Annotated in this window: 21 protein-coding genes; 16 read left to right on the top strand and 5 right to left on the bottom strand. The window is 65.0% G+C overall.

The window, feature by feature from the left end; all coding sequences use genetic code 11:
• The 3 genes from ACREBX_RS06480 to ACREBX_RS06470 form a co-directional block, all read left to right on the top strand.
• On the top strand, positions 1 to 496 hold a 496-nt coding region (locus ACREBX_RS06480), incomplete at its 5' end, for a YjbE family putative metal transport protein (protein ID WP_431560934.1).
• A gap of 86 nt (positions 497 to 582) precedes the next feature.
• A complete protein-coding gene (locus ACREBX_RS06475) occupies positions 583 to 966 on the top strand; it encodes a hypothetical protein (protein ID WP_431560933.1) in 384 nt (127 codons plus the stop codon).
• A 31-nt stretch (positions 967 to 997) separates the two neighbouring features.
• The gene (locus tag ACREBX_RS06470) at positions 998 to 1,399 is read left to right on the top strand and encodes a DUF1489 family protein (RefSeq protein ID WP_431560932.1); all 402 of its coding nucleotides are present in this window, start codon (positions 998 to 1,000) and stop codon (positions 1,397 to 1,399) included.
• Here the strand turns inward: ACREBX_RS06470 and ACREBX_RS06465 are convergent.
• Both ACREBX_RS06465 and ACREBX_RS06460 read right to left on the bottom strand, forming a co-directional pair.
• Positions 1,396 to 1,797, bottom strand: coding sequence for a nuclear transport factor 2 family protein (locus ACREBX_RS06465; RefSeq protein WP_431560931.1), 402 nt, complete (start codon positions 1,795 to 1,797; stop codon positions 1,396 to 1,398). The two genes, ACREBX_RS06470 and ACREBX_RS06465, sit on opposite strands and share 4 nt — an antisense overlap.
• Positions 1,794 to 2,492 (bottom strand): dienelactone hydrolase family protein, encoded by a 699-nt coding sequence (locus tag ACREBX_RS06460; protein ID WP_431560930.1) that lies wholly within the window; start codon positions 2,490 to 2,492, stop codon positions 1,794 to 1,796. Before ACREBX_RS06460 ends, ACREBX_RS06465 begins: the two co-directional genes overlap by 4 nt.
• Positions 2,493 to 2,599: 107 nt before the next feature.
• On the opposite strand from ACREBX_RS06460, the gene ACREBX_RS06455 reads away from it, so the two are divergent.
• The 9 genes from ACREBX_RS06455 (at position 2,600) to ACREBX_RS06415 (ending at position 13,223) form a co-directional block, all read left to right on the top strand.
• Positions 2,600 to 2,896, top strand: coding sequence for a DUF6489 family protein (locus tag ACREBX_RS06455; protein WP_431560939.1), 297 nt, complete (start codon positions 2,600 to 2,602; stop codon positions 2,894 to 2,896).
• Positions 2,897 to 2,904: 8 nt separating this feature from the next.
• Positions 2,905 to 4,224, top strand: a complete 1,320-nt coding sequence (mnmE, locus tag ACREBX_RS06450) for a tRNA uridine-5-carboxymethylaminomethyl(34) synthesis GTPase MnmE (protein WP_431560938.1) — start codon at positions 2,905 to 2,907, stop codon at positions 4,222 to 4,224.
• Between the two features lie 75 nt (positions 4,225 to 4,299).
• Complete coding sequence (gene mnmG, locus ACREBX_RS06445) at positions 4,300 to 6,168, top strand: tRNA uridine-5-carboxymethylaminomethyl(34) synthesis enzyme MnmG (RefSeq protein WP_431560929.1); 1,869 nt, start codon at positions 4,300 to 4,302, stop codon at positions 6,166 to 6,168.
• 33 nt (positions 6,169 to 6,201) lie between these two features.
• Positions 6,202 to 6,861, top strand: coding sequence for a 16S rRNA (guanine(527)-N(7))-methyltransferase RsmG (gene rsmG, locus ACREBX_RS06440; RefSeq protein ID WP_431560928.1), 660 nt, complete (start codon positions 6,202 to 6,204; stop codon positions 6,859 to 6,861).
• Positions 6,858 to 7,640 carry a ParA family protein gene (locus tag ACREBX_RS06435; RefSeq protein ID WP_431560927.1) on the top strand — a complete coding sequence of 261 codons (783 nt, stop codon included), beginning with the start codon at positions 6,858 to 6,860 and terminating at the stop codon, positions 7,638 to 7,640. The genes rsmG and ACREBX_RS06435 overlap by 4 nt, the downstream gene beginning before the upstream one ends.
• A complete protein-coding gene (locus tag ACREBX_RS06430) occupies positions 7,641 to 8,606 on the top strand; it encodes a ParB/RepB/Spo0J family partition protein (protein ID WP_431560926.1) in 966 nt (321 codons plus the stop codon).
• Positions 8,607 to 8,891: 285 nt separating this feature from the next.
• Positions 8,892 to 9,389, top strand: coding sequence for a DUF4402 domain-containing protein (locus tag ACREBX_RS06425; protein ID WP_431560925.1), 498 nt, complete (start codon positions 8,892 to 8,894; stop codon positions 9,387 to 9,389).
• 191 nt (positions 9,390 to 9,580) lie between these two features.
• Complete coding sequence (locus ACREBX_RS06420; protein ID WP_431560924.1) at positions 9,581 to 10,405, top strand: fimbrial biogenesis chaperone; 825 nt, start codon at positions 9,581 to 9,583, stop codon at positions 10,403 to 10,405.
• A 34-nt stretch (positions 10,406 to 10,439) separates the two neighbouring features.
• Entirely contained in the window at positions 10,440 to 13,223 is a 2,784-nt protein-coding gene (locus ACREBX_RS06415; RefSeq protein ID WP_431560923.1) for a carboxypeptidase regulatory-like domain-containing protein, read from the top strand.
• A 371-nt stretch (positions 13,224 to 13,594) separates the two neighbouring features.
• Here ACREBX_RS06415 and ACREBX_RS06410 read toward each other — a convergent pair whose 3' ends face one another.
• Positions 13,595 to 14,557, bottom strand: coding sequence for a patatin-like phospholipase family protein (locus ACREBX_RS06410; protein ID WP_431560922.1), 963 nt, complete (start codon positions 14,555 to 14,557; stop codon positions 13,595 to 13,597).
• A gap of 226 nt (positions 14,558 to 14,783) precedes the next feature.
• On the opposite strand from ACREBX_RS06410, the gene ACREBX_RS06405 reads away from it, so the two are divergent.
• The 4 genes from ACREBX_RS06405 (at position 14,784) to ACREBX_RS06390 (ending at position 20,549) form a co-directional block, all read left to right on the top strand.
• On the top strand, positions 14,784 to 16,622 hold the full coding sequence (locus ACREBX_RS06405; protein WP_431560921.1) for a hypothetical protein: 1,839 nt from the start codon (positions 14,784 to 14,786) through the stop codon (positions 16,620 to 16,622).
• A 66-nt stretch (positions 16,623 to 16,688) separates the two neighbouring features.
• On the top strand, positions 16,689 to 18,224 hold the full coding sequence (locus ACREBX_RS06400) for an NAD(P)/FAD-dependent oxidoreductase (RefSeq protein ID WP_431560920.1): 1,536 nt from the start codon (positions 16,689 to 16,691) through the stop codon (positions 18,222 to 18,224).
• A 34-nt stretch (positions 18,225 to 18,258) separates the two neighbouring features.
• Entirely contained in the window at positions 18,259 to 18,681 is a 423-nt protein-coding gene (locus ACREBX_RS06395) for a GtrA family protein (RefSeq protein WP_431560919.1), read from the top strand.
• Positions 18,678 to 20,549 carry a hypothetical protein gene (locus tag ACREBX_RS06390; RefSeq protein ID WP_431560918.1) on the top strand — a complete coding sequence of 624 codons (1,872 nt, stop codon included), beginning with the start codon at positions 18,678 to 18,680 and terminating at the stop codon, positions 20,547 to 20,549. Before ACREBX_RS06395 ends, ACREBX_RS06390 begins: the two co-directional genes overlap by 4 nt.
• Positions 20,550 to 20,555: 6 nt before the next feature.
• Here ACREBX_RS06390 and msrB read toward each other — a convergent pair whose 3' ends face one another.
• Both msrB and ACREBX_RS06380 read right to left on the bottom strand, forming a co-directional pair.
• Positions 20,556 to 21,041: a peptide-methionine (R)-S-oxide reductase MsrB gene (gene msrB, locus ACREBX_RS06385; protein WP_431560917.1), complete on the bottom strand. Its 486-nt coding sequence runs from the start codon at positions 21,039 to 21,041 to the stop codon at positions 20,556 to 20,558.
• A gap of 43 nt (positions 21,042 to 21,084) precedes the next feature.
• Positions 21,085 to 22,320, bottom strand: coding sequence for a cytochrome P450 (locus tag ACREBX_RS06380; protein WP_431560916.1), 1,236 nt, complete (start codon positions 22,318 to 22,320; stop codon positions 21,085 to 21,087).
• Between the last annotated feature and the right edge of the window lie 66 nt (positions 22,321 to 22,386).

Below are 22,386 nucleotides of genomic sequence, written 5' to 3'. Positions count from 1 at the left end.
GATCGGCGTGCTCGCCGCGCTGGTGCTGCGGATTGCCTTTGCGCTCGTGGTGCAGCAATTGATGGGGATCGTCGGGCTGATCTTCATTGGCGGCCTGCTGCTCGTCTGGGTCGCGTGGAAAATGTGGCGCGAGCTGCGTCACACCGGCCAGTCGCACGGTTCGCCCGAAATTGAAGGCGACGAGCATTCGGGGCTGAAGCCTGCAAAGAGCTTTGCCGGCGCCGCTTGGGCAGTCGCTATTGCCGACGTGTCGATGAGCCTCGACAATGTGCTCGCAGTCGCCGGCGCAGCGCGCGAACATCCGGGCATCATGATCGTCGGTTTGATTTTTGCCGTCGCCCTGATGGGCCTCGCGGCGAACATCATCGCCAAATATATCGAGCGCTACCGCTGGATCGCCTATGTCGGCCTCGCGGTGATCGTCTATGTCGCGGTCAAGATGATCTACGAAGGCTGGGTCGACCCCGGCGTCGGGATCGGAACTTTGTTCGGCTAGACAAGCTGCGAGGATCGTCGCATCGTCGGAGCATGTCCGACGATGCGATGGTTCCCATTGCCCATATATTGGGACGCGGTGAAGCCTTGACCGTCGCCGCGATGCTCGATGCGGCGGGTATCATCGTCCATGTTGGCAGCGAGCATTACACAAGCGTCGCGCCTGACCTCATTGCCGTAGGCGGCCTCCGCCTGACCGTCCCGGCGTGGCAATTCGACGATGCATCGCTCGTCCTTTCCGAAATGCTAGCAGCGCCCGCGCCCGTGCCGAACGACTACACGGTTCGGGCGCTCGGGCGATTCGCGCTGGCGACGATCGGGTTCGTCGGCGCTATCGCAATTCCATATGCATTTCTGCTGGGAATGAAGTCTTTTCTGGCCATTTTATACACGCCGTTGCTGCTCTTGCAGGTCCCGGCGAACGTCCAGGGGCGCAGCGAATATTATCACGTGGCCGCGCCGGGCGATTGAACCCCGGTCACGCTTCCCCATCTTGAGATCCATGCCCGCACTCCACATGACCCGCGTCGCCGTCGGCTGCGCTGACTATCCGGCGCTGGAGGCGCGGATCGCCAACTTTGCCCAGGATGGCGAAATCCGTTTCTCGACGCGATTTCGACCCAAACGCGCTGATGAGTTGGTCGGCGGCAAGTTGCACTTCATCGTGAAGCATACGCTCGTTGCGCGCGTTGAAATCCTGCGCTTCGACGATCGCAGCGACGGTCGCGTTGACATCGTGTGCGTCGCCGATCTCGAGCGCGTGCATCCGCAGCCGAAGCGCGCGCATCAGGGCTGGCGTTACCTGGCCGACGCCGATGCGCCAAAGGGCGTTGACGATCAAAGCGGTGTTGGCGCGCTACCGCCCGAACTCTATCGCGAGCTCGCCGAACTGATGCTGATCTAGCTCGCGCCTTGCGCCGCGAGCATCTCGCCCATTTTCTCCCAGACTTTGTTGATCGCCTTGAGGGGGCGAACCATCACCTTGAAATCGCTTATCTTTCCTTCTTCGTTCCAGGTGATGATGTCGACGCCGTTGATCTGGATTCCGTCGAGGACGCTCTGGAACTCGAGGCAAGCCTGGTTGCCGTCGACGATTTCGCGCAGATAGCGGAAATCGTCGCCGCCGAGGACCTGGCTCGCGGCATGGAGATAGGCGAAGACCTTGTCGCCACCTTCCTGCGGCGTGTGGACGACAGGCGAATGGAACACCGCACCCTCGGCGAGCAGGTCGCGAAGCGCCTGCGGGTCGCCGCCGCCCGCCATATGGGCGTGCCAGGCGGCGAGACCGGGATGGCCGCTCATCCGAGATGCTCGGCGAAGAAGGCGCGGGTGCGGCCGTCGGCGAGCTGTGCGCCTTCCTCATTGCGGCGATTGCCCATCGTCGCGGCAAAGCCGTGATCGAGACCCTGATAATCGTGGAGCGTCACCTTCGGATGCGGATCGAGCCCTTCGTGGATCTTCTTTTGCGCGTCATGGTCGACAAGATGATCCTCGGTCGGGATGTGGAGCATCAGCGGATGCGCGATGGCGTGGCTTTCGTTCAACATCTGGTCGATCATCACGCCATAATAGCCGACCGACGCATCGATATCGGTGCGCGCCGCCGTCATATAGGCGAGCCGGCCACCGAGGCAGAAGCCGACCGCGCCGACCTTGCTCGCGCCCTGGCTGTGGAGCCAGCGGATCGCGGCCTCGATATCCTTGACCCCGTCGTCGGCGTCATATTGGCCGAAGTAGCCAAAGGCTTCCTGCAGCTCGGCCTCGACATCGGGGTTGAGTTCGACGCCCGGCGCGAAACGCCAGAAGATGTCGGGCGCGATCGCCAGATAACCTTCGGCTGCCCAGTCGTCGCATTTCTTTCGAATACCCGCATTCACGCCGAAAATTTCGGGGATGACGATGATCGCGCGCGGGCTGTCGGCGTCGGGACGCGCGACATAGGCGGGGATTGTGCCGGCGCCATCGAGCGTCGGGATGTCGGTGTTCGTTGCGGCCATGTGGGGAGCTCTCCTGACTCTTGCTTCTTTGCGGTGAAAGCGCGAAGCTAGCGGCGCTGCGGGCGTGGCTCAAGCGGCTTACCGGCATTTCGGGGCGGAGACAGGCGATGAAGTTCAATATCGAGATCGATTGCACCCCCGAAGAGGCGCGGCGCCTGTTCGGCCTTCCCGACCTCGAGCCGCTGCACGACATCTATCTCGACCGCGTCAAGGAGTTGATGGCGAAGGGCATCACCCCCGACATGGTTCAGTCGATGGTCAAGACCTGGGTGCCGATGGGCGGCAGCGGACTCGAACTCGTCCAGTCATTGCTTGGTCAGTTCGGCGGCGGATTGATGGGCGGCGGGTCGAAATCGGCCGACAAGGACGACGACGACAAGTCCGCCAAGGGGCGCAAGAGCTGAACCAAGACATTGTAAGCGATACGATTTTTGCGTTGTCGAGCGGGATGCCGCCGGCAGCGATCGGCGTCGTGCGCATCAGCGGGCCTCAGGCTGGAGCGGCACTGAAAGCGCTGGCGGGGCGGTTGCCCGAACCACGTCATGCCTCACTCGCCGCGCTCAAAAACACCGATGGTACGCCGCTCGATAACGCGTTGATCCTGTGGTTCCGGGGCCCGCTGACGGCGACCGGGGAAGATCTCGCCGAACTGCATCTGCACGGCGGGCGAGCGGTGGTCGCGGCGGTCGAGGCGGCGCTTGGCGCGCTTCCGGGTCTGCGGCCCGCGGTCGCGGGGGAATTTACGCGGAGGGCGTTCGACAATGGCCGGATCGACCTTGCCGAGGCTGAAGGGCTTGCCGACTTGCTTGCTGCGGAGACCGAAAGCCAGCGGGTGCAGGCGCTCGGCATGGCGAGCGGGCATGTATCGCGCGCGGTCGCTGCGTGGCAGGAATCGCTGCTCGCGCTGATGGCAGGTGCCGAGGCCGAACTCAATTTTGCCGATGAGGATGATGTCGAAGTTGGCGAAGCTGTCGCGCAGCGTTTGATTGCGGGGATGGCGGCACTTTCGGGCGAGCTGGGTCAGTGGTTGGCGCGGCCGGCGGCCGAGGTGATCGCCGAGGGGCTGTCGGTGGTGATCGCGGGGCCGCCGAATGCCGGAAAATCGACCTTGATCAATGCCTTGGCGCAGCGCGAGCTGGCGATCGTGTCGCCGATCGAAGGAACGACGCGCGACGTGATCGAAACGCCGCTCGCGCTCGATGGGATTGCGATGCGCTTTTCGGATACGGCGGGGATTCGCGGTGAGGCGGCGGATGGTATCGAGGCGATCGGGATCGACCGCGCGAGGGCGGCGGTCGAGGGTGCCGACATCCTGTTATGGCTCGGCTCGCCGAAGGAGGCGCCTGCGCATGCACGGGCGATCCTGATTGCAGCGCAGGCCGATCGGTGGCGCGGCGATGCGGCGGCAGAGGCCGAAGCGGCGCATTGCGATCTCATCTTGTCGGCGGCGACGGGTGAGGGGATGGAAAAGCTCCACCATTATATCGTCGACATGGCGCGGACCTTGTTGCCGCGCGAGGGCGAAGCGGCGCTGCGCCAGCGTCAGCGCGCCGCGCTCGCTGAGGCGCGCGATTGGTTGACCATCGAGGCGGGATCGCGCGAGGCGCGCGATTTAGTCCTGCTCGCTGAGAGGCTTAGGCTCGCTGCGACGGCGCTCGATCGGATCACCGGGCGCGCCGGAGTTGAGGACATGCTCGACGCGCTGTTCGGGCGTTTCTGCATAGGGAAATGATGTTCCACGTGAAACATCGCGTCGGACGCAGCGCGGTGGATTCGATGCGCGCTTTGCGCTAAAGGCGCGGCAATCATGCAGAGTAAAGCGATTTTCGATGTCATCGTCGTCGGCGGTGGGCACGCTGGAACCGAGGCTGCGGCGGCCGCCGTGCGGCTCGGTGCGCGCGTCGCGCTCGTCAGTTTCGATCCCGCGCTGATCGGGACGATGTCGTGTAACCCGGCGATCGGCGGGCTCGGCAAGGGCCATCTGATGCGTGAGGTCGACGCGCTCGACGGGTGGATGGCGCGCGCCGCCGACAGCGCGGCGATCCATTACCGCATGCTCAACGCGTCAAAGGGTGCAGCGGTGCAGGGTCCGCGCATCCAGGCCGACCGGAAACTTTATCGCGAGGCGATCCAGAAATTGCTTGCGGCCGAGGGTGGTGTGACGGTCGTAGAGGGCGAGGCGGCCGCGCTGCGGCTGTCGGAGGATGGATGCGTCGAAGGGCTCGATCTTGCGGACGGCTCTGTTTTGAATGCCGGCGCGGTCGTGCTCGCAACGGGGACATTCCTCGGAGGCCGACTCTTCCGCGGCGAAGAGCGAATGGAAGGCGGGCGCATCGGCGAAGCGGGCGCGCACCGGCTTGCCGAACAATTGCGCGCGGCCGATCTGCCGATGGCACGGCTCAAGACGGGCACGCCGCCGCGCCTCGACGGGCGGACGATCGACTGGGCGCGGCTCGAGGAGCAGCCCTCGGATAGTGTAGAAAGGGCGCGCTGGACCTGTTCCACGTGGAACAGCGAACGGACGGTGCCGCAGGTTTTTTGCGCGATCACGCGCACCAATGCCGAAAGCCACGCGATCATCGCGGCGAATCTCGATCGCTCGCCTTTGTTTACCGGTGCGATCGGTGCGGCAGGGCCGCGTTATTGCCCGTCGATCGAAGACAAGATCCATCGCTTCGCCGATCGCGACGGCCACCAGGTGTTTTTGGAGCCTGAGGGTCTCGACTCGTTCCTCGTCTATCCGAACGGGATTTCGACCTCGCTGCCCGCCGACGTGCAGCTTGCGATGCTGCGCACGATGGAGGGGCTTGAAGCGGTCGAGATGGTCGTGCCGGGCTACGCGGTCGAATATGATCATATCGATCCGCGCGCGCTCGACCGGACGCTGCAGGTTCGCGCGATGCCCGGGCTCTGGTGCGCCGGACAGATCAACGGCACGACCGGGTATGAGGAGGCGGCGGCGCAGGGGCTGGTCGCCGGCGCGAATGCTGCGCTCGCCGTGCAAGGCCGCGATCCGCTGATCCTCGACCGATCCGAATCCTATATCGGCGTGATGGTCGATGATCTGGTGTTGCAGGGGGTGACCGAGCCCTATCGTATGCTCACCGCGCGCGCCGAATACCGGTTGCGACTCCGCGCCGACAATGCCGCAACGCGACTGACGCCAAAGGGGGTCGCGCTGGGGCTGGTGCGGTCCGCGACCGCCGCGCTGTTCGCGGCACGGCAGGCCGAACGGGCGCGAGCCGAAGCGTTGCTCGAAACGCCGGTCACGACCGCCGATTATGCCGCGCTCGGGCTGGCGCTTCCGGGCGACGGTATCGCGCGAAAGCGGATCGACCTGCTGCGCTATCCCGATATGACGATGGCCCGGCTCGGCGTGCTCGCACCCGAACTCGATCCGATCGATCCGGCGATCCTGTCCGAGATCGCCGAGGACGCGCATTATGCGCCCTATATCGCGCGGCAGGATGCCGAGCTGCGTGCGCTCGCCGCAAACGAGGCGATCACGCTCGATCTCGCGCTCGATTATGCCGCGATCGGCGGGCTGTCGCGCGAAATGGTCGAGCGGCTGACGAAAGCGCAGCCCGAGACACTGGGGCAGGCGGCACGGATCGACGGGGTGACGCCCGCGGCGCTGACTGCGATCATGGTGCATAGCCGGCGGCGCGCGGCATGAGCCTGTCGGCGTTCGAAAGCAGAGGATATGCGTGTGTCGGTTGAACTGCTCGATAATGAGGACGCGGCGCGCGCCTGGATCGGCGAGGCTTTTGAACCGACCGCCGGTCAATGGAAACAGCTTGAGCGGTTCATTGAACTGTTGATTGCCGAAAGCGCGCAGCAGAATCTGATCGCGTCATCGACGATCCCGACGATGTGGGTCCGCCATATCGCCGACAGCGCGCAGCTTTTGCCCTTCGACATCCGCGACGGTGACGGCCTCTGGATCGATCTGGGGAGCGGCGCGGGGCTGCCGGGGCTGGTTGTCGCCATATTGAGCGCACGCCCGATCCTGCTTGTGGAATCGCGAAAACGACGCTGCGATTTCTTGCGGACCGTCGCTGCGGAGCTTGGCCTTGCAAATGTCGAGGTCGTCGAAGCGCCCTTGGAGCGGATCGAGACGCGGCCTGCGGCGTCGATCAGCGCCCGCGCTTTTGCTCCGCTCGACAAGCTGCTCGACTTGTCCGCGCGTTTTTCCACCGAATCGACGCGCTGGCTGCTGCCAAAAGGCCGAAACGCGGTTAAGGAACTGGCTTTGCTGCCCCAGCCATGGCAGAGAATGTTCCACGTGGAACAGAGCCGTACGGACGCCGAGAGCCAGATATTGGTCGGCTCCGGAAAAATCGTGGCCAAACAGCGAGGAAAGCGATGATCCGCATTGCCGTGGCGAACCAGAAGGGCGGGGTCGGCAAGACGACGACTGCAATCAACCTGGCCACCGCGCTCGCGGCAACCGGCTGGCGCACGCTGATAATCGACCTCGATCCGCAGGGCAATGCGTCGACAGGACTCGGAATCAAGCAGTCGCAACGCGAATGTTCGAGTTATGAACTGCTGCGCGGCGACGCGACGCTCGCCGAGTGCGCGATTCCGACCGCGGTGCCGCGGCTCGACATCGTCACCGCGACGGTCGACCTGTCGGGGGCGGAGATCGAGCTGATCGAATTTCAGGATCGGCTGCACCGCCTGCAACAGGCGCTGTCGGGCGCCGAGGCGGGGCAGTGGGATATCTGCCTCATCGACTGTCCGCCGTCGCTTGGTATGCTGACGCTCAACGCGCTGATCGCCGCCGAATCGTTGATCGTGCCGCTGCAGTGCGAATTTTTTGCGCTCGAGGGGCTGAGCCAGCTGCTCACCACGGTCGAGCGCGTGCGCGAACGCTTCAACCAGAAATTGTCGATCCTGGGGGTCGCGCTGACAATGTTCGACCGCCGCAACCGGCTGACCGACCAGGTGTCCGACGATGTGCGCGAGGTGCTCGGCCCGGTCGTGTTCGAAACGGTGATCCCGCGCAACGTCCGCCTGTCCGAAGCGCCCAGCCATGGCTTGCCGGCATTGATCTACGATCATCGCTGCGCCGGATCCGCGGCCTATATCGCGCTCGCGCGCGAGATGATCGACCGGCTTCCTAACGTCCGCAAGGCTGCATAAATGCCTGATAATAAAGACGAAACGGGACCAGATTCAACACCAGCGCGCAAGCGCCCTTCGGGTCTCGGCCGCGGGCTCAATGCCCTGTTCGGCGATGTCGCGGTCGAGGCACCAGTGCTCGCGACCCCCGGGGCGGCGGCGAAGGCAACCCCGGTGACGGGCGATTCGGTGCAGCATGTCGCCGTCGGGGCGATTCGCCCGCTGCCGGGCCAGCCGCGCCGCCATTTCGACGAAAATGCGATCGCTGAGCTCGCCGATTCGATCGGACTGCGCGGATTGCTGCAACCGATCATCGTCCGCCGCTCGCCCGATGGTGAGGGGTATCAGCTCGTCGCCGGCGAACGGCGCTGGCGCGCCGCGCAGCGCGCGGGGCTGCACCAGATTCCCGCGCTCGTGCGCGAACTCGACGATGCCGCGACATACGAGATCGCGCTGGTCGAGAATATCCAGCGCCAGGACCTCAACGCAATCGAAGAGGCGAGCGCCTATCGCCGCCTGATCGAGGATTTCGGGCATAATCAGGAAGCGCTGGCGAAGCTGGTCGGCAAGTCGCGCAGCCATGTCGCGAATCTGATGCGCCTGCTCGACCTGCCCGAGAGCGTGCAGACGCTGGTCGGCGACGGATCGCTCGCGATGGGCCACGCACGCGCGCTGATCGGCGCCGCCGAAGCCGAGGCGATCGCACGCCGCGTCGCGAAGGAGGGCCTGTCGGTCCGCGCGGTCGAGGCGCTGGTGCGCGCGGGCAAGGGCGGCGATGCGCCGCGCAAGGCGCAGCTCGAGTATAAGAGCGCCGACGGCGGGCGCGATCCCGATATCGTCGCGGTTGAGCGGCACCTGTCCGAATTGCTCGGAATCGGTGTCGCGATTCAATATGCCGGCGAGGGCAAGGGCGCGTTGACGCTGAAATTCGCATCGCTCGACCAGCTCGACATGATCTGCCAGCGGTTGTCGGGCGAATCGATCTGATTTGCGCCTTGCCAGTGCGCTCGCGTTTCCTGTCCGGCGCCGCTTAATTTGTGCCAGTCCGGGCCGTTAATGAAGGGAACGCGGTCCCTGCGACCCGGTTTGTAAGGCGCTAAAGCCTTGATTTCGCCAGGTTACCTTGCGTGACGCGGGCCAGTCCTTGTTGCGCTGTTAACCAAGCTTGCTGTGAAAGCCTGAACAGGTCGCGCCGTAAAGGGGGCGGCGAATGGGGTGGGATATCCATTCGAATTTCGACTTCCAATTTTCGAAATCAAGGGACCAAATCATATGCGCAACTTTGGAATGAAGCGCGCCCTGCTGGGCGCCGCGATTGCTGCCGTCGCCATGAACGCCTCGGCGGCGCATGCAGCGTCGGCCACGGGTACGGCGACGGCCAAGATCCTGCGCCAGATCACGCTCACCAAGACGAGTGACCTGCAATATGCGACGATCATCAGCGGCGCGACCGCCTCGACCGTCGCAGTGTCGACCGCTGGCGCCGCGACCTGCGGCGCGGGCCTGACCTGCACGGGAACGACGACGGCGGGCAGCTATAATGTCCAGGGCACCAACGGCGCCGTGGTGCTGGTCGGCGGCGATTCGAGCGTCACGCTCAACGGTTCGCTCGGCGGCACGATGTCGTCGACGCTGACCTATTCTTCGCCGAACATCACGCTGGGCACCACCGGCGGCAGCTTCCAGGTCGGCGGCACGCTGAGCGTCGGCGCCAACCAGGCGTCGGGCGACTATTCGGGGACATTCAACGTCACCGCAAACTATCAATAGGGGTTGGGGGGCCTGGCGGGCCAAGATCCGCCAGGCGTTAAAATGGGGTCGCCGGGCATTGATCTGGCGACCCCTTTTTTGCGCAGGGCGCCGCGATGGTTAGCGAAATATCAACCATGTAAGTGCAGGCAGGATGCGACCATCGGGACGGTGTGGGGCCGTTTCCCGGACGATTGTGGGGATCGTATCCAATGCTTCGCTTTTTGAAGGCCGTTGGCCTGTTTACCGCGGCTGCGCTCGGCACCGCGGCATCGCCCGCAGAGGCGGCGGGCGACCTGCTCGTCGCGCCGACGCGCGTCATCCTTGATGGTGCGCGCGGGACCGAGGTGGTGCTGAACAATATCGGCACCGAGCCCGCGACCTATCGCATCAGCCTCGAGATCAAGCGGATGACCGCCGAGGGCGGGCTCGACGAGGTCGCCGAAGAGAATGTGACCGCGGCCGAGCGCACCGCGCTCGACATGATCGTGTTCAGCCCGCGCCGCGTCACCCTGCCGCCGAACCAGCCGCAGGTCGTTCGCGTCGGGGTGCGTTTGCCCGAAGGGACGCCGCCGGGCGAATATCGCGCGCATATGCTGTTCCGTGCGGTGCCCGACGCAGCGCCCGCGACCGCCGAGCCCAAGTCGGCGAGCGAGGGCGTGTCGATCGCGCTCACGCCGATTTACGGGATCACGATCCCGGTGATCGTCCGCGTGGGCGACCTCGGCGCCGAGGCGTCGATCGGCGAGGCGTGGGTGAGCGAGACGCAAGATGGGCCGGCGTTCAATTTCGACCTCGCGCGCACGGGAAACCGATCGGTCTATGGCGATATCGAAGTGACGCGGCCGGGGGTCGCCGAGCCCTTGCTCGTCGCGCGCGGCATCGCGGTCTATGCCGAGGTCGGTGCGCGCAAGGTATCGCTCCGCGTTCCGTGCGAGCTGGCGGCGAAGCTGAAGGGGCCGGTGCGTATTCGCTATACAGAGGATCGCGAAATCGGCGCCGGCACGATCGACGAGGCCGAGCGGGTGGTGAAGTGACGACATAGGCGCGCGGAGCGAAACGGGCGGGACGATGATCCGCGCGGCGCTCTCCCAATGGAAGCCGGCGATACTCGCCGGGCTGGCGCTGGCGGGGCTGCTCCCTGCCGGCGCCGAAGCTGTCGAGAAAAAGCCCGTTTCCATCGCGAGCGATAGCTGGGCGCCGAACGAGGACGACAGCTGGCTGTTCGATGTGCGCTCGGGGCCATATCGGCTCGGCGACGGGGTGAGCGGCTATCAGACGCCGCAGGGGATTTGCGTCGACCTGGGCGATGTCGTGCTCGCGCTCGACCTGGCGGTGCGCGTCGACAAGAAGTTGCGCCGCGCAACCGGCTGGGTGTTCGACGAGCGGCGGAGCCTGACGATCGACCGCGACGCCGGCGAAGTGCGTGCGGGAAGCCAGAGTTTTCGCCTGAACGCGACGACGATCCGCGACACGCCCGCGGGCTGGTGCGTCGACCTCGACAGCCTCAACAATTGGCTCGGCGTGCCGCTTGCCGCCGATCTATCGAATGCGGTGCTGCGGATCGATTCGAAGGACAAGCTGCCGTTCCAGCTCGCCGCCGAACGCCGCGCGCGCGCGGCTTCGATCCGCCCGCAGGCGCAGTTCGACCTCGCGAGCCTGCCGCAGGCGGCGCGGCCGTATCAGGCGTGGGCGACGCCGTCGGTCGACGTCGTCGCCTCGGCGGGCGTGGTGTCGGACAAACGCGGTGGATCCTATGTGCAAGGGCGCTACGAGATATTCGCAGCGGGCGAGGTTGCCGGCCAGAGCTTCGACGCGCGGCTGTCGTCAGACAATGAGGGCGTGCCCGACAGCCTGCGGATGCGGCTCTATCGCACCGATCCGCAGGGGCGGCTGCTCGGGCCGCTGAAGGCGACGCATTATGGGCTGGGCGATGTCAGCCTGCTCTCGACCGGCATCGTCGCGGCGTCGGCGCCGGGGCGCGGCGCGGTGCTCACCAATCGTCCGATCGAGCGGCCCGACGCCTTCGACAAGACGACCTTCCGCGGCGACCTGCCCGCCGGCTGGGATGCCGAGCTGTATCGCAACGGGCAATTGCTCGCTTTCACGAGCCCGAACGGCGACGGACGATACGAGTTCATCGACGTGCCGCTGCAATATGGCGCGAACCGCTTCGAGATCGTGCTGTACGGGCCGCAGGGCCAGATACGGCGCGAAATCCGGCAGGTGCAGGTGGGGATGGATTCGATTCCGCCACAGCAGACCTGGTATTGGGCGGGCTTCGCGCAGGAAAATGCCGACCTGATCGAATTCGGAGGCCAGCGGCGCGGGGCGTTCCGGCGCGGCTGGCGCGGGGCGATGGGGATCGAGCGCGGGTTCGATACGCGCACGTCGGTCGCGGCCTATTTCCACAGCCTGCTGATCGAGAATGTCCGGTACAATTATGGCGAGGTCGCGCTGCGCCGCTCGATCGGGCCGACCTTGCTCGAGGTGGGGGGCAGCTATGCCGACAATGGTGGCTTGGCCGCGCGCGCGACCTGGCTTGCGGCATTCGGGGAGACCTATTTGCGTGCCGATGTAATGCGCGGCTGGGGCGGATTCGTCTCGGACCGTTTGATCAATAATATTAATGGCATCTATTCGGTGTCGGTCGACCAGTCGGTCAAGCTGGGGCGAACGGTGCTGCCGCTGCATTTCGACGTGCGGCAGGTCGAACGATGGTCGGGAGTCGACAGTCTGGAAGCGAGCGCGCGTGCGTCGGCGAGTTTTCGCGCGCTGACCTTCACGGGGCAATTCGACTGGAGCCGGACCAAGGTGGCGGTCGGCCCCGATCCGTCCGACAATCTGACCGCCAGCCTGCTCGCCAACGCCCGCATCGGGCGCGTTCGCGTCCGTGGCGAGGCGCGTTTTGCGCTGTCGGGCGCCAATGCCGATTCGCGCATGACCTTGATCGGCGAATGGGCGGGCGCTGGACAAAGGGGGGGCGACGCCGAATGGCGCACCGAACTCGGCTATGACCGCGGGCTCGACCGCGCGCGGGCGGGGGTCGGATATACGCGCCGTTTCAACAAGTTGCAGCTGACGGGATTCGGCGAGGTCGCGAGCGACGGATCGGTCGCGGCGTCGCTGGCGATCGCTTTCAGCTTTGGGCCGAAAACAAACGGCGGCTGGCGCGTGTCGAGGGAGAAGCTCGCGAGCCGCGGGCAGGTGGTCGCCGAGGTGTGGATGGATGACAACGGCGACGGCGTCCGCCAGCCGGGGGAAGCGGTGCTGCCCGGCGTGCCGCTGACTGCGGGCAATGCCGTTATCGACGCGGCGACCGACAAGGCGGGGCGCGGCGCGATCGACGGGCTCGAGCCCTTCCGGCCCGTGATGATCGGCATCGACGTCGGCAGCCTGCCCGATCCCTATGTCCAGCCCGCGCTGCCAGGGGTTGTGGTGACGCCGCGGCCCGGTGTCGCGACGCGCGTGCTGCTGCCGATGGCGGCGGCGGGCGAAATCGAGGGCACCGTGCGGCGCGACGGCGGCAATCCGGTCGAGGGGCTGGGCGTCGAACTCGTCGACGCCGAAGGCCGCGTGCGCGCGACGACGCTGACCGAATTCGACGGCTATTTCCTGTTCGAGGGCGTCGCTTACGGGCGATATACGGTGCGGCTGGGCAAGGCGTCGGCGGCGGCGCTGCGGCTCGATGCGCAGTTCGCGGTGAGCGCGGTGCCGGGCAAGGCGACCCCGCGCGTCCGGCTCGGCACGCTGGTGCCGAAGCCGCTGCGGCGCGAGGTCGCGTTGCAGGATGAAGCGTCCGATGGTGCCAATAGTGCGCGCGGACCACCGGGCGAGGGTGATGGCGCGCGATAGATGCGTTGGCTGCATTGGGGTGGATAGTTGCCGTTCGCCTCAATTGATGATCGGCGTTTGTCCGGTTATTGCGTGGTGCGCCCAACAGTAGAGCGGTATCTGTTCCAGCACACCCGCTTCAGCAAGGGCTGCGATTTGATACTTACTAAACCAGTAAGTGACATTTCCGTCCGTTCTCGGTTCCCTATAGACCGGTATGATCGACGCTTGATCGAATAACGCCTCAACCTCGGCTTGGTGAACGGGCTTGATCCGAACCCGCGCTCCAATAGTCCGCTCCGAAGGCTTCTTATCTGCTGATCCGCTCATTTCTGAACCCTACTAGTTTGACTGCGTGTCCGCAATTGGTCGATTGCGGCCGTCTATCAATCTTAGCTTAGCAGTGGTTCCAGCGCGTCCCATTCGCGGTCGACCGCGCGGCGGCCGGCGTCGATTGCGGCGCGGATCTTGGCCGGGTTGAACTCGAGCGTTTCGGCGACTTCTTCCTCGGGTTCGATGATGCGGATCGGCGCAAAGCGGTAGCGCGCGATCTGGACGTCGAGCGGGCGGAGGATGCGCGCCGCCTGCGCGCCGCCGATGCCTTCGTTCTGGAGCGCGCGAAGCTGGCCTTCGCGCGCCGCGATCAGGTCGTTGATCAGCGCGGCGCCGGCGAGGTCGTTCGCCGACACTTCGGATTGCAATATGTCGACCGCACGCAGCCCGATTTTGATGAGATTGGGGAAGGTGCGTACCGGGCCGGGGCGCGGCGCGGGCGACGCGCGCACCGCGATCACCCCGCGCGGGTTCATTTCGAGCGCGGAGCTTAAAGGCGTCACGTCGCGCACGCCGCCGTCGACCCATTGCTCCTCGGTCCCGTCGCTCGCGCGGGTCTTGAGCGGATCGAAGAAGAGCGGCATCGCGCAGCTCGCATAGACCCAATTGTGGATGCCGGGCACGCTTTCGTCGATGCTGCGGTACGTACCGGTGCCGAGATTGACGACGCCGAGCAGCAGCTTGCGCCCTCTTGCGCGCAGTTTTGCGTCGTTTGCGAAGCCCTTGAGCAGGCGTTTGAGCGGCGCGGTGTCGTAGAGCGCATCCTCGCCGAGAAGTCCGCCAATGACGCCCAGCGGGCGCTCCTTGTAGATCGAGCTGTTGCCGCGGATGGCGAGCCAGGTGTCGAGCAGCTCGGGCACATCGTCCTGCGCCACCGCCAAAGCCTGGATCGCGCCGGTCGATACGCCGGCGACGATGTCGAGGCAAACGCCGCGATTGACGACGAGTTCGTGGACGACGCCGACCTGAAAGGCGCCTTTCGCGCCGCCGCCGCTCAATACGATTGCCAGACCGCCTGCCATGCCTGCGTCTCCTTGATCGGCGCCAGTTTACCGCAAGCCGAGCCGCGCCCCAAGGGCCGAAGCGGCGCTTAGCGCAGAAATCAGGGGTGCCGATAACCGATTCTTAGCCATGATCGGCAGGGGAAGAGCCACCGCGCACAGCCATCGCTACCACGATATTAACCAGTCTTTAGCGCGCAATAGCTATGGAGAGCGGCGGGGCTGGATGTGGCCATAGGAGAGACGGATGGCCGCGACGGTGGAAAAAACGCGCAATGATGCGGGTTCTGCCGCCGCGCTTTCGCCCGATCGGCTGGCGCTGATCCTGTGGCTGGGCTTCGCCGTGGCCAGCCTGTTTCTGCATCGCGACGCGATCGCGAACCTGGCCTTTTCCGATCCTGACAATGCGATGCGGCTGGCGCAGGTTCGCGACCTGGTTGGCGGGCAAAATTGGTTCGACACGGCGCAATATCGCACGAATCCGGGCGACGGGGGCGGGCCGACGCATTGGTCGCGGTTTATCGATGCGCCGATCTTCGGACTGATCGAGTTGTTCAGCCTGTTCGTCGATTCGCAAACGGCCGAGCGCTGGGTGCTGGCGATCTATCCCCCGCTTCTGGCGCTGCCGTTGCTGCTCGTGTTTTCACGGATATTGCAGATTTTGGGCGATCGGCCGTTCGTCTTCATCGGCCTCGCGATCGCGGCGACGACGATCAGCTATCTCCATCATTTCGCCCCGCTCAATATCGATCATCACAATTGGCAGGTGTTGCTCTCGGTCATTCTTCTGTGGCTCGCGCTGCGGCCGGCGAGCTTTGCGAACGGATTATTGTCGGCGCTCGCCGCGAGCATATATGTCGAGATTTCGCTGGAAGGGTTTCCCTTACTGGGCCTTTTCTGGGCGCTCTTTGTCTTCGACTGGCTGCGCGATCCGGCCAAGGCGAGCCGACTCCGCGGTTTTTCGGCCGGGATGATCCTGCTCCCCGCTCTTTGGTCGCTGCCGTTCCGTGGTGCGACCTATCTCTCGACCGTTTTTTGCGACAGCTTCTCCTTGCCTTATCTCGTTGCGACAGCCTCGGCCGGGGCGGTCTTCCTGATTGCGTTGACCGCGCCGCCCCGCTGGACCGCCTCGCTTGGGCGGCGCGTGTCGATCGTCGGGGCGGCGGGGATCGTCTTTGCGGCGGGCTTTGTCCTGACGGGCACCGCCTGCCTCGCCGGCCCTTTTGGCGAACTCGAACCGCTTGTCCGCACTTATTGGTATGAACCGATTCTCGAAGGACGGCCTTTGTGGGAGCAGGTGCCCGCGCGGAGGGCGGCGTATATCGTTCCCACCATCGTCGGCTTGGGAGCGGCCTTGTGGGCCTGGCGCCGGGCGCGGGGGCGTCCCGAAGCTGAAAATTGGGGGCGCCTCGGATTAATGATCCTGTTCGGCGCGATCATGGCAGTCCTGGTGATACGGACGCTCGCCGTTGCCCATGCCTATATGGTCCCGGCTTTTGCCGCCCTCGCGCTGGCGTTTTGGCGCTGGGGCGATGCGGGATCGAGCATTTGGCGCCGCCTCTGCGGAACGTTGCTCCTTTTACTGTCGATTCCGACGATGGACATGGCTTTGGGCTTTAGATTGTCGTTGTTGACGGCAAGGTCGGCGGCGGCGAGCGGCAGCGACCCGGTCTGCCTGTCGCAAGGACCTCCGGCTCTTGCCGACGAACCTCCGGCGCTTCTCTTTGCATCGATCAATATTGCGCCGACCCTCTTAGTCAGCACGCCGCACAGCGTGGTGACAACGGGCCATCACCGCAACCATGCAGCGATCAACCGCGTCCTGTCGACCTTTCTCGTCCCGCCCTCCGCCGCGTGGCCCTTGGTCAGCGAGGGAGGGGCGCAATATCTGGTGTTCTGCGAAAAGGACATCGCGCTTCTGGCGACCGCCAGCCCGCACGGATTGGCGGCGACCCTGCTGCACCGCCAGCCGATCGATTGGCTGGAACCCCAGCCGAGGCTCTCCTCGGGCACCTTCCATGTGTATCGCATCGTCGCGTCCGCCAAGGAAAGCCCGCGATCGGCGCGAAATCCGACCTTGCATTAACCGTTTCTTATCCACGTTTCGTCCATTGCGACGGACAGCAATTTGCCTGTGTGGGGGAATATTCAAGTGACCAACGCTCAAGTGTCGAAAAGCCGTCCGACGAGCGCCGATGTTGCCATCATCGGCGCCGGCCCGGCGGGGCTGACCGCCGCCTATCAGCTGACCCAGCAGGGTTACAGCGTGACGGTGATCGAAAAGGACCCGGTCTATGTCGGTGGGATCAGCCGCACGGTTGAGCATGAGGGCTTTCGTTTCGACATCGGCGGGCATCGCTTCTTTTCGAAGAGCCGCGAAGTCGTCGACCTGTGGAACGAGATTCTGCCCGACGATTTCATCGAGCGCCCGCGGATGAGCCGCATCTATTATGAGGGCAAATTCTATTCCTATCCGCTGCGCGCGTTCGAGGCGCTGTGGAACCTCGGCATCGTGCGTTCGACGCTCTGCATGGTGAGCTATGCGCAAGCGAAGCTGTTTCCGAACAAGAAGGTCCGCAGTTTCGAGGACTGGACGATCAACCAGTTCGGGCGGAAGCTCTATTCGATCTTTTTCAAGACCTATACCGAGAAGGTGTGGGGCATGCCGTGCGACGAAATGTCGGCCGACTGGGCGGCGCAGCGCATCAAGGGGCTTAGCCTCGGCGGCGCGGTGATCGACGGGCTGAAGCGCAGCCTCGGGCTGAACAAGCGTCCGAACGACGGCATGGCGACCAAGACCCTGCTCGAAACCTTCCGTTATCCGCGGCTCGGCCCCGGCATGATGTGGGATGCGGCGCGCGACAAGGTCGTCGCGGGCGGCAACCATGTGCTGATGGGTCACAGCTTCAAGCAATTGACGCAGGACCAGAAGACGGGCCGCTGGCGGATGACCGCGACCGGCCCCGACGGCGATGTCGTGATCGATGCGGGCCATGTCATCAGCTCGGCGCCGATGCGCGAGCTCGCGGCGCGTATCCATCCGCTGCCGGCATGTGCGCTGGGCGCGGCCCCAAACCTCAAATATCGCGACTTTCTGACCGTCGCGCTCAAGATTCGCTCGGAAGACCTGTTCCCCGACAACTGGATCTATATCCACGACAGCAAGGTGCAGGTCGGCCGGGTGCAGAATTTCCGCAGCTGGTCGCCCGAAATGGTGCCTGACCCCGAACTCGCGTGCGTCGGGCTCGAATATTTCTGTTTCGAAGGCGATGGACTCTGGTCGGCGACGGACGAGCAGCTGGTCGCGCTCGCGACGAGGGAAATGGAAATTCTGGGCCTTTGCGATCCCGAAGATGTCGTCGGCGGCGCCGTGGTGCGGCAGGAAAAAGCCTATCCGGTCTATGACGATGATTATGCCAAGCACGTCGAAACGATGCGCAGCGAGATCGAGGCGCGGTATCCGACGCTGCACATGGTCGGGCGTAACGGCATGCACCGTTATAACAACCAGGATCATGCGATGATGACCGCGATGCTGACCGTGCGCAACATCGTCGCGGGCGAAAAACTCTATGATATCTGGGGCGTCAACGAGGATGCCGAATATCATGAGAGCGGCACCGAGGGCGAACAGGCGGCGCTGGCTTCGGTCCGCGACGTGCCCGCGCGTGTGGCGAAGGCTGCCTGAGGGTTTGGCCGGGGGGATCGGCGCTATGTTACCGGTGACCAACTTGATCGCGTCGGTGCGGCGCGGCGAAATTCGCTGGCTGAACTATCTGCTCGCGAGCGTACTCGCACTCGGCAGCGATGCGGGGCTTTTCCTGCTGTTGCTCGACGCCGGACTGTCGCCCGTAACGGCCTCTGCGACCGGCTATTGCGCCGGGATCCTCGTGCACTGGATGGTGTCGAGCCGGCTCGTCTTTGCCGACGGCGCCGCGGCGCGCGGCACCGGTGAACGTCATCGCCAGAAATTGCTCTTCGTCGGGTCGGCGCTCGTCGGTCTCGCCGTCACGACGGCGATCGTCGGCGGGGGCAGCGCGCTCGGCCTCGATCCGCGCCTCGCAAAACTCGCGGCGATCGTCGTCAGCTTCCAGACGACCTATTTGCTGCGCCGTCATATCGTGTTCCGGACCGCGGCGGCATGAGCGATGCACCCGCGCTTCCCGCGGGCGTGGAGCCGTCGGTTCGCGCACCGGAATCCGGCGGTATCGTGCTGGGCCCGTGGTTCACGCCGGTCCGGATCGCGCTGATCATCTGGGGACTGATGAGCCTCGTCGCCATCGTCGCGAAATGGCAGGCGATCGGTGCGCTCGATCTGTCTGACACCGACGACGCCATGCGCATGGCGCAGGTCCGCGACCTCCTTGCCGGGCAAAGCTGGTGGGATCTCTCGCAATATCGCGTCAATCCGGCGGGCGGCGGGGTGCTGATGCACTGGTCGCGCATCGTCGATGCGCCGCTGGCTGCGGGTATCCTGCTGCTGAAACCGCTATTCGGGCAGGCGATGGCCGAACGGATCGTGATGACCTTGTGGCCACCGCTGCTCGGCGCGGCGCTTAGCGTCGCCTGTGTGCTTGGTTATCGCAATTTGTCCGATCGGCGGATCGCGTACGTCGTGCCGCTCTTCCTGATCATGTCGGGTTACATATTGGTGCAGTTCCGCCCGCTTCGGGTTGACCATCACGGCTGGCAGATTTTCTTCGCGATGCTGATCATGGCGCAGGCGCTTCGCCCCGCGACCTGGCAGGCGGGCCTGCTCGGCGGATTGTTCGCCGCGGCGCTGCTCGCAATATCGATCGAAGGGCTGCCGATTGTCGCGCTGTTCGCCGGCCTTGCGGCGCTGCGCTGGGCACTGCACGGGCGCGCCGAAGATCGCGCGCGGCTGTGCGGCTATATGGGGGCGCTCGCGGGCGGCGCGCTGCTGCTCCAGTTTGCGACGCGCGGCCCCGTCGGCCTGCTCGGCAACTGGTGCGATTCGCTTTCGGCGCCCTATATGGCGGCGTTCGCCGCCGCCGCCGCGGTCAGCTTCGCCGCCGCGCGGGCCAATCCGGGCCAGCCGTGGGTTCGCTTCCTGCTGCTGGGACTGGCTGGCCTGGCGGCGGCGGGGGCGCTGGTGTGGACCGAACCGCAATGCGCGAACGGTCCCTTTGCCGCGCTCGATCCGATCGTGGTGAAATATTGGTATCGCAATGTCCTCGAAGGCCAGCCTCTGTGGGTATCGGGGCCGCACGATGCGATCCATGTGCTCGTGCCATCGCTGATCGGTCTCGTCGGGTCGTTGCTCGCGCGGCGGAGTTGCTCGGCGGCGGTCGATCGCAGGAATTGGACGACGATCATCGTCGCGCTGCTCGGGGCGGCGGCGCTGTCGCTGCTCGTCCTGCGCAGCGTTTCGACCGCGCACGTCTTTGCGTTGCCGGGCTGTGCGTGGCTCGGCCTGCGCGCCTGGGCGCGGGCGCGGACGATTCCATCGACCTTGCCGCGCATTCTTGCGTCGGCCGCCGCCGCGCTGACGCTGCCGCTGCTCGGCAGCATGGCGGTGGCGGCTGGGCTTGGCCTGGTCGTCCCGTCGCTGAAAGCCGAAGAGGACAAGGCTACCGAACAAGCTGCCGCCGCAAATCCCGATAAGGCGAATTGTCTCGATCCCATGGCGATCTCCGACCTCAACCGCCTGCCGACGACGACGATCCTGACCCCGATCGATCTGGGCGCACCGGTGATTTTCTGGACGCGCCACAGCCTGGTCGCGACGCCGCATCACCGCAACAAGGAGGCGATGGCGGACTCGATCCGCGTCTTCGCCGGCGATCCCGGACAAGCCGAGGCGCTGGTGCGCAAGCAGGCGGCGACACTGATCGTGTTTTGCCGCACCGCCAACGACTTCGCCAAATATCGCCGTGCGCGAAAGGATGCGCTCGCGGCGCAGCTTTACGCGGGAACGCCGCCGACGTGGCTCGAAGCGGTGCCGATCGCGTCGCGCGCCGGGCTGTCGGTGTGGCGGGTGAAGCCCGAGTAAAAGGCGTCAGGCGGGGCGGAAGGTCAGCGCGGCACCGTTCATGCAATAACGCTTGCCCGTCGGTTTCGGCCCGTCGTTGAAGACGTGGCCGAGATGGCCGCCGCAGCGTTTGCAATGCACCTCGGTGCGCGCATAGCCGAGCTCATGGTCGGTTGCGGTGCCGATGCCGCCCTTGAGCGGCGCCCAGAAACTTGGCCAGCCGGTGCCGCTGTCGAACTTGGTCCTGCTCGAATAGAGCGGGAGCGCGCAGCCGGCGCAGTCGAAGGTCCCGGCACGCTTTTCCTTGTCGAGCGGGCTGGTGAAGGGGCGCTCGGTCGCGGCTTCGCGCAGCACGCGATATTGCAGCGGCGACAGGCGCTTTTCCCATTCGGAATCGGAAAGCTGCCAGCCGGTCTGCGCTTTCGGGCGCGACGATTTAGCGAAGAGCATCGGCGCGCCGATGATGGCGCCGCCAAGCGCGAGTCCGCCGAGGAGATAACGACGTTCGATCATATTCTCGATACGTACGCCTTGGCCGAAGGGTTACAAGCCTACGTCAATATTTCTCGATCTGGACCGGGATCGACCGGAAACCGTGGACGAAGCAGGCGTGGACGCGCTCGGGTTGGCCAACGACCGTCACACGCATGCGCCGCGCCGCCATTTCCTCGAGCAGGATGCGCAGTTGCAATTCGGCGAGGCGGGCGCCGACGCAGCGGTGAACGCCGTAACCGAAGGATAGGTGCCGCCGGGCGTTTTCGCGGCTCAGATCGATGTCGTCAGCATCGTTGAACACGCTTTCGTCGCGGTTGCCCGACAGATACCAGAGGATCAGCTTGTCGCCCTTGGCGATCTTGTGCCCGAACAGCTCGGCATCGGCGAGCGCGGTGCGCCGCATATGCGCGAGCGGGGTCTGCCAACGGATGATCTCGCTGACCGCATTGGGAATCAGCGCCGGATCGGCCTCGAGCTTCGCGCCCTGCTCGGGAAATTGATCGAGGCCGTAGGCGAGCCCCGACATGGTATTGCGCGTCGTGTCGTTGCCGCCGACGATCAGCAGCACGAGGTTGCCGATGAACTCATATTTGTCCATGTGGCTCATCGCTTCGCTGTGCAGCATCATCGAGAGCAGGTCGGGGGTCGGCGGCTGGTTCGCCTTATCCATCCACAATTTCTGGAAATAGACGAAGGCTTCCTCGAGCACCGCGCGGCGCTGTTCCTTGAGTTCGGGTTTCTGCGCGAGCTCGACGTCGCCCATCCAGTCGGACCATTCGGACAGCTTGCGGCGATCTTCCCACGGAAAATCGAACAGGATCGCGAGCATCTGCGTCGTGAGTTCCATCGACACGCGGTCGACCCAGTCGAACGTCTCGCCCCACGGCAGCCCGTCGAGCACTTCGCCGGTGCGGTTCCTGATGTCTTCGGACAGGCGCGTCATTTCCGCGGGAGTGAAAGCCGGTGCGACGGTGCGGCGCTGGTCGGTGTGCTGCGGCCGGTCCATCGCGATGAACATCGGCAGGCGGAAATCCTCATCCTCGTCGCGTTCGAGAATCGTGATTCCGCCATATTCCCACGACGAGCTGTAAATGTCGGGTAGCGCCTCGACATGCTGGATCGCCTGGTGACTCGCGATATTCCAATAAGGCCCGTGCGCGCTGTCCTCGCACTTCACGATGCCGCCCAATTTGCGGAGTTCGGCGAAAGGCTCCTGCCAACGATCCTCCGAATAGATCGCGGCGGGGCTCATGTCATAGGCATGGGTGACAGGCTGGGGCTTCGCTGCAGTCGCCATCGGGGGGCCTCCTCTCTTTGCAAGGGACTCGCCGCGACGCTTGCCGCCGTCGGCGAAATCAGTTGC

It is taken from the genome of Sphingopyxis sp., assembly GCF_050725655.1.
Classification (GTDB): domain Bacteria; phylum Pseudomonadota; class Alphaproteobacteria; order Sphingomonadales; family Sphingomonadaceae; genus Sphingopyxis.
This window is presented reverse-complemented; position numbering and strand designations above follow the sequence as displayed.

Coding starts and splice junctions, on each gene's coding strand:
- ACREBX_RS06470 (WP_431560932.1), top strand. CDS start 998: ATGCCCGCACTCCACATGACCCGCGTCGCCGTCGGCTGCGCTGACTAT.
- ACREBX_RS06465 (WP_431560931.1), bottom strand. CDS start 1,797: ATGAGCGGCCATCCCGGTCTCGCCGCCTGGCACGCCCATATGGCGGGC.
- ACREBX_RS06460 (WP_431560930.1), bottom strand. CDS start 2,492: ATGGCCGCAACGAACACCGACATCCCGACGCTCGATGGCGCCGGCACA.
- ACREBX_RS06455 (WP_431560939.1), top strand. CDS start 2,600: ATGAAGTTCAATATCGAGATCGATTGCACCCCCGAAGAGGCGCGGCGC.
- mnmG (WP_431560929.1), top strand. CDS start 4,300: ATGCAGAGTAAAGCGATTTTCGATGTCATCGTCGTCGGCGGTGGGCAC.
- ACREBX_RS06435 (WP_431560927.1), top strand. CDS start 6,858: ATGATCCGCATTGCCGTGGCGAACCAGAAGGGCGGGGTCGGCAAGACG.
- ACREBX_RS06430 (WP_431560926.1), top strand. CDS start 7,641: ATGCCTGATAATAAAGACGAAACGGGACCAGATTCAACACCAGCGCGC.
- ACREBX_RS06425 (WP_431560925.1), top strand. CDS start 8,892: ATGCGCAACTTTGGAATGAAGCGCGCCCTGCTGGGCGCCGCGATTGCT.
- ACREBX_RS06420 (WP_431560924.1), top strand. CDS start 9,581: ATGCTTCGCTTTTTGAAGGCCGTTGGCCTGTTTACCGCGGCTGCGCTC.
- ACREBX_RS06415 (WP_431560923.1), top strand. CDS start 10,440: ATGATCCGCGCGGCGCTCTCCCAATGGAAGCCGGCGATACTCGCCGGG.
- ACREBX_RS06410 (WP_431560922.1), bottom strand. CDS start 14,557: ATGGCAGGCGGTCTGGCAATCGTATTGAGCGGCGGCGGCGCGAAAGGC.
- ACREBX_RS06405 (WP_431560921.1), top strand. CDS start 14,784: ATGGCCGCGACGGTGGAAAAAACGCGCAATGATGCGGGTTCTGCCGCC.
- ACREBX_RS06390 (WP_431560918.1), top strand. CDS start 18,678: ATGAGCGATGCACCCGCGCTTCCCGCGGGCGTGGAGCCGTCGGTTCGC.
- msrB (WP_431560917.1), bottom strand. CDS start 21,041: ATGATCGAACGTCGTTATCTCCTCGGCGGACTCGCGCTTGGCGGCGCC.
- ACREBX_RS06380 (WP_431560916.1), bottom strand. CDS start 22,320: ATGGCGACTGCAGCGAAGCCCCAGCCTGTCACCCATGCCTATGACATG.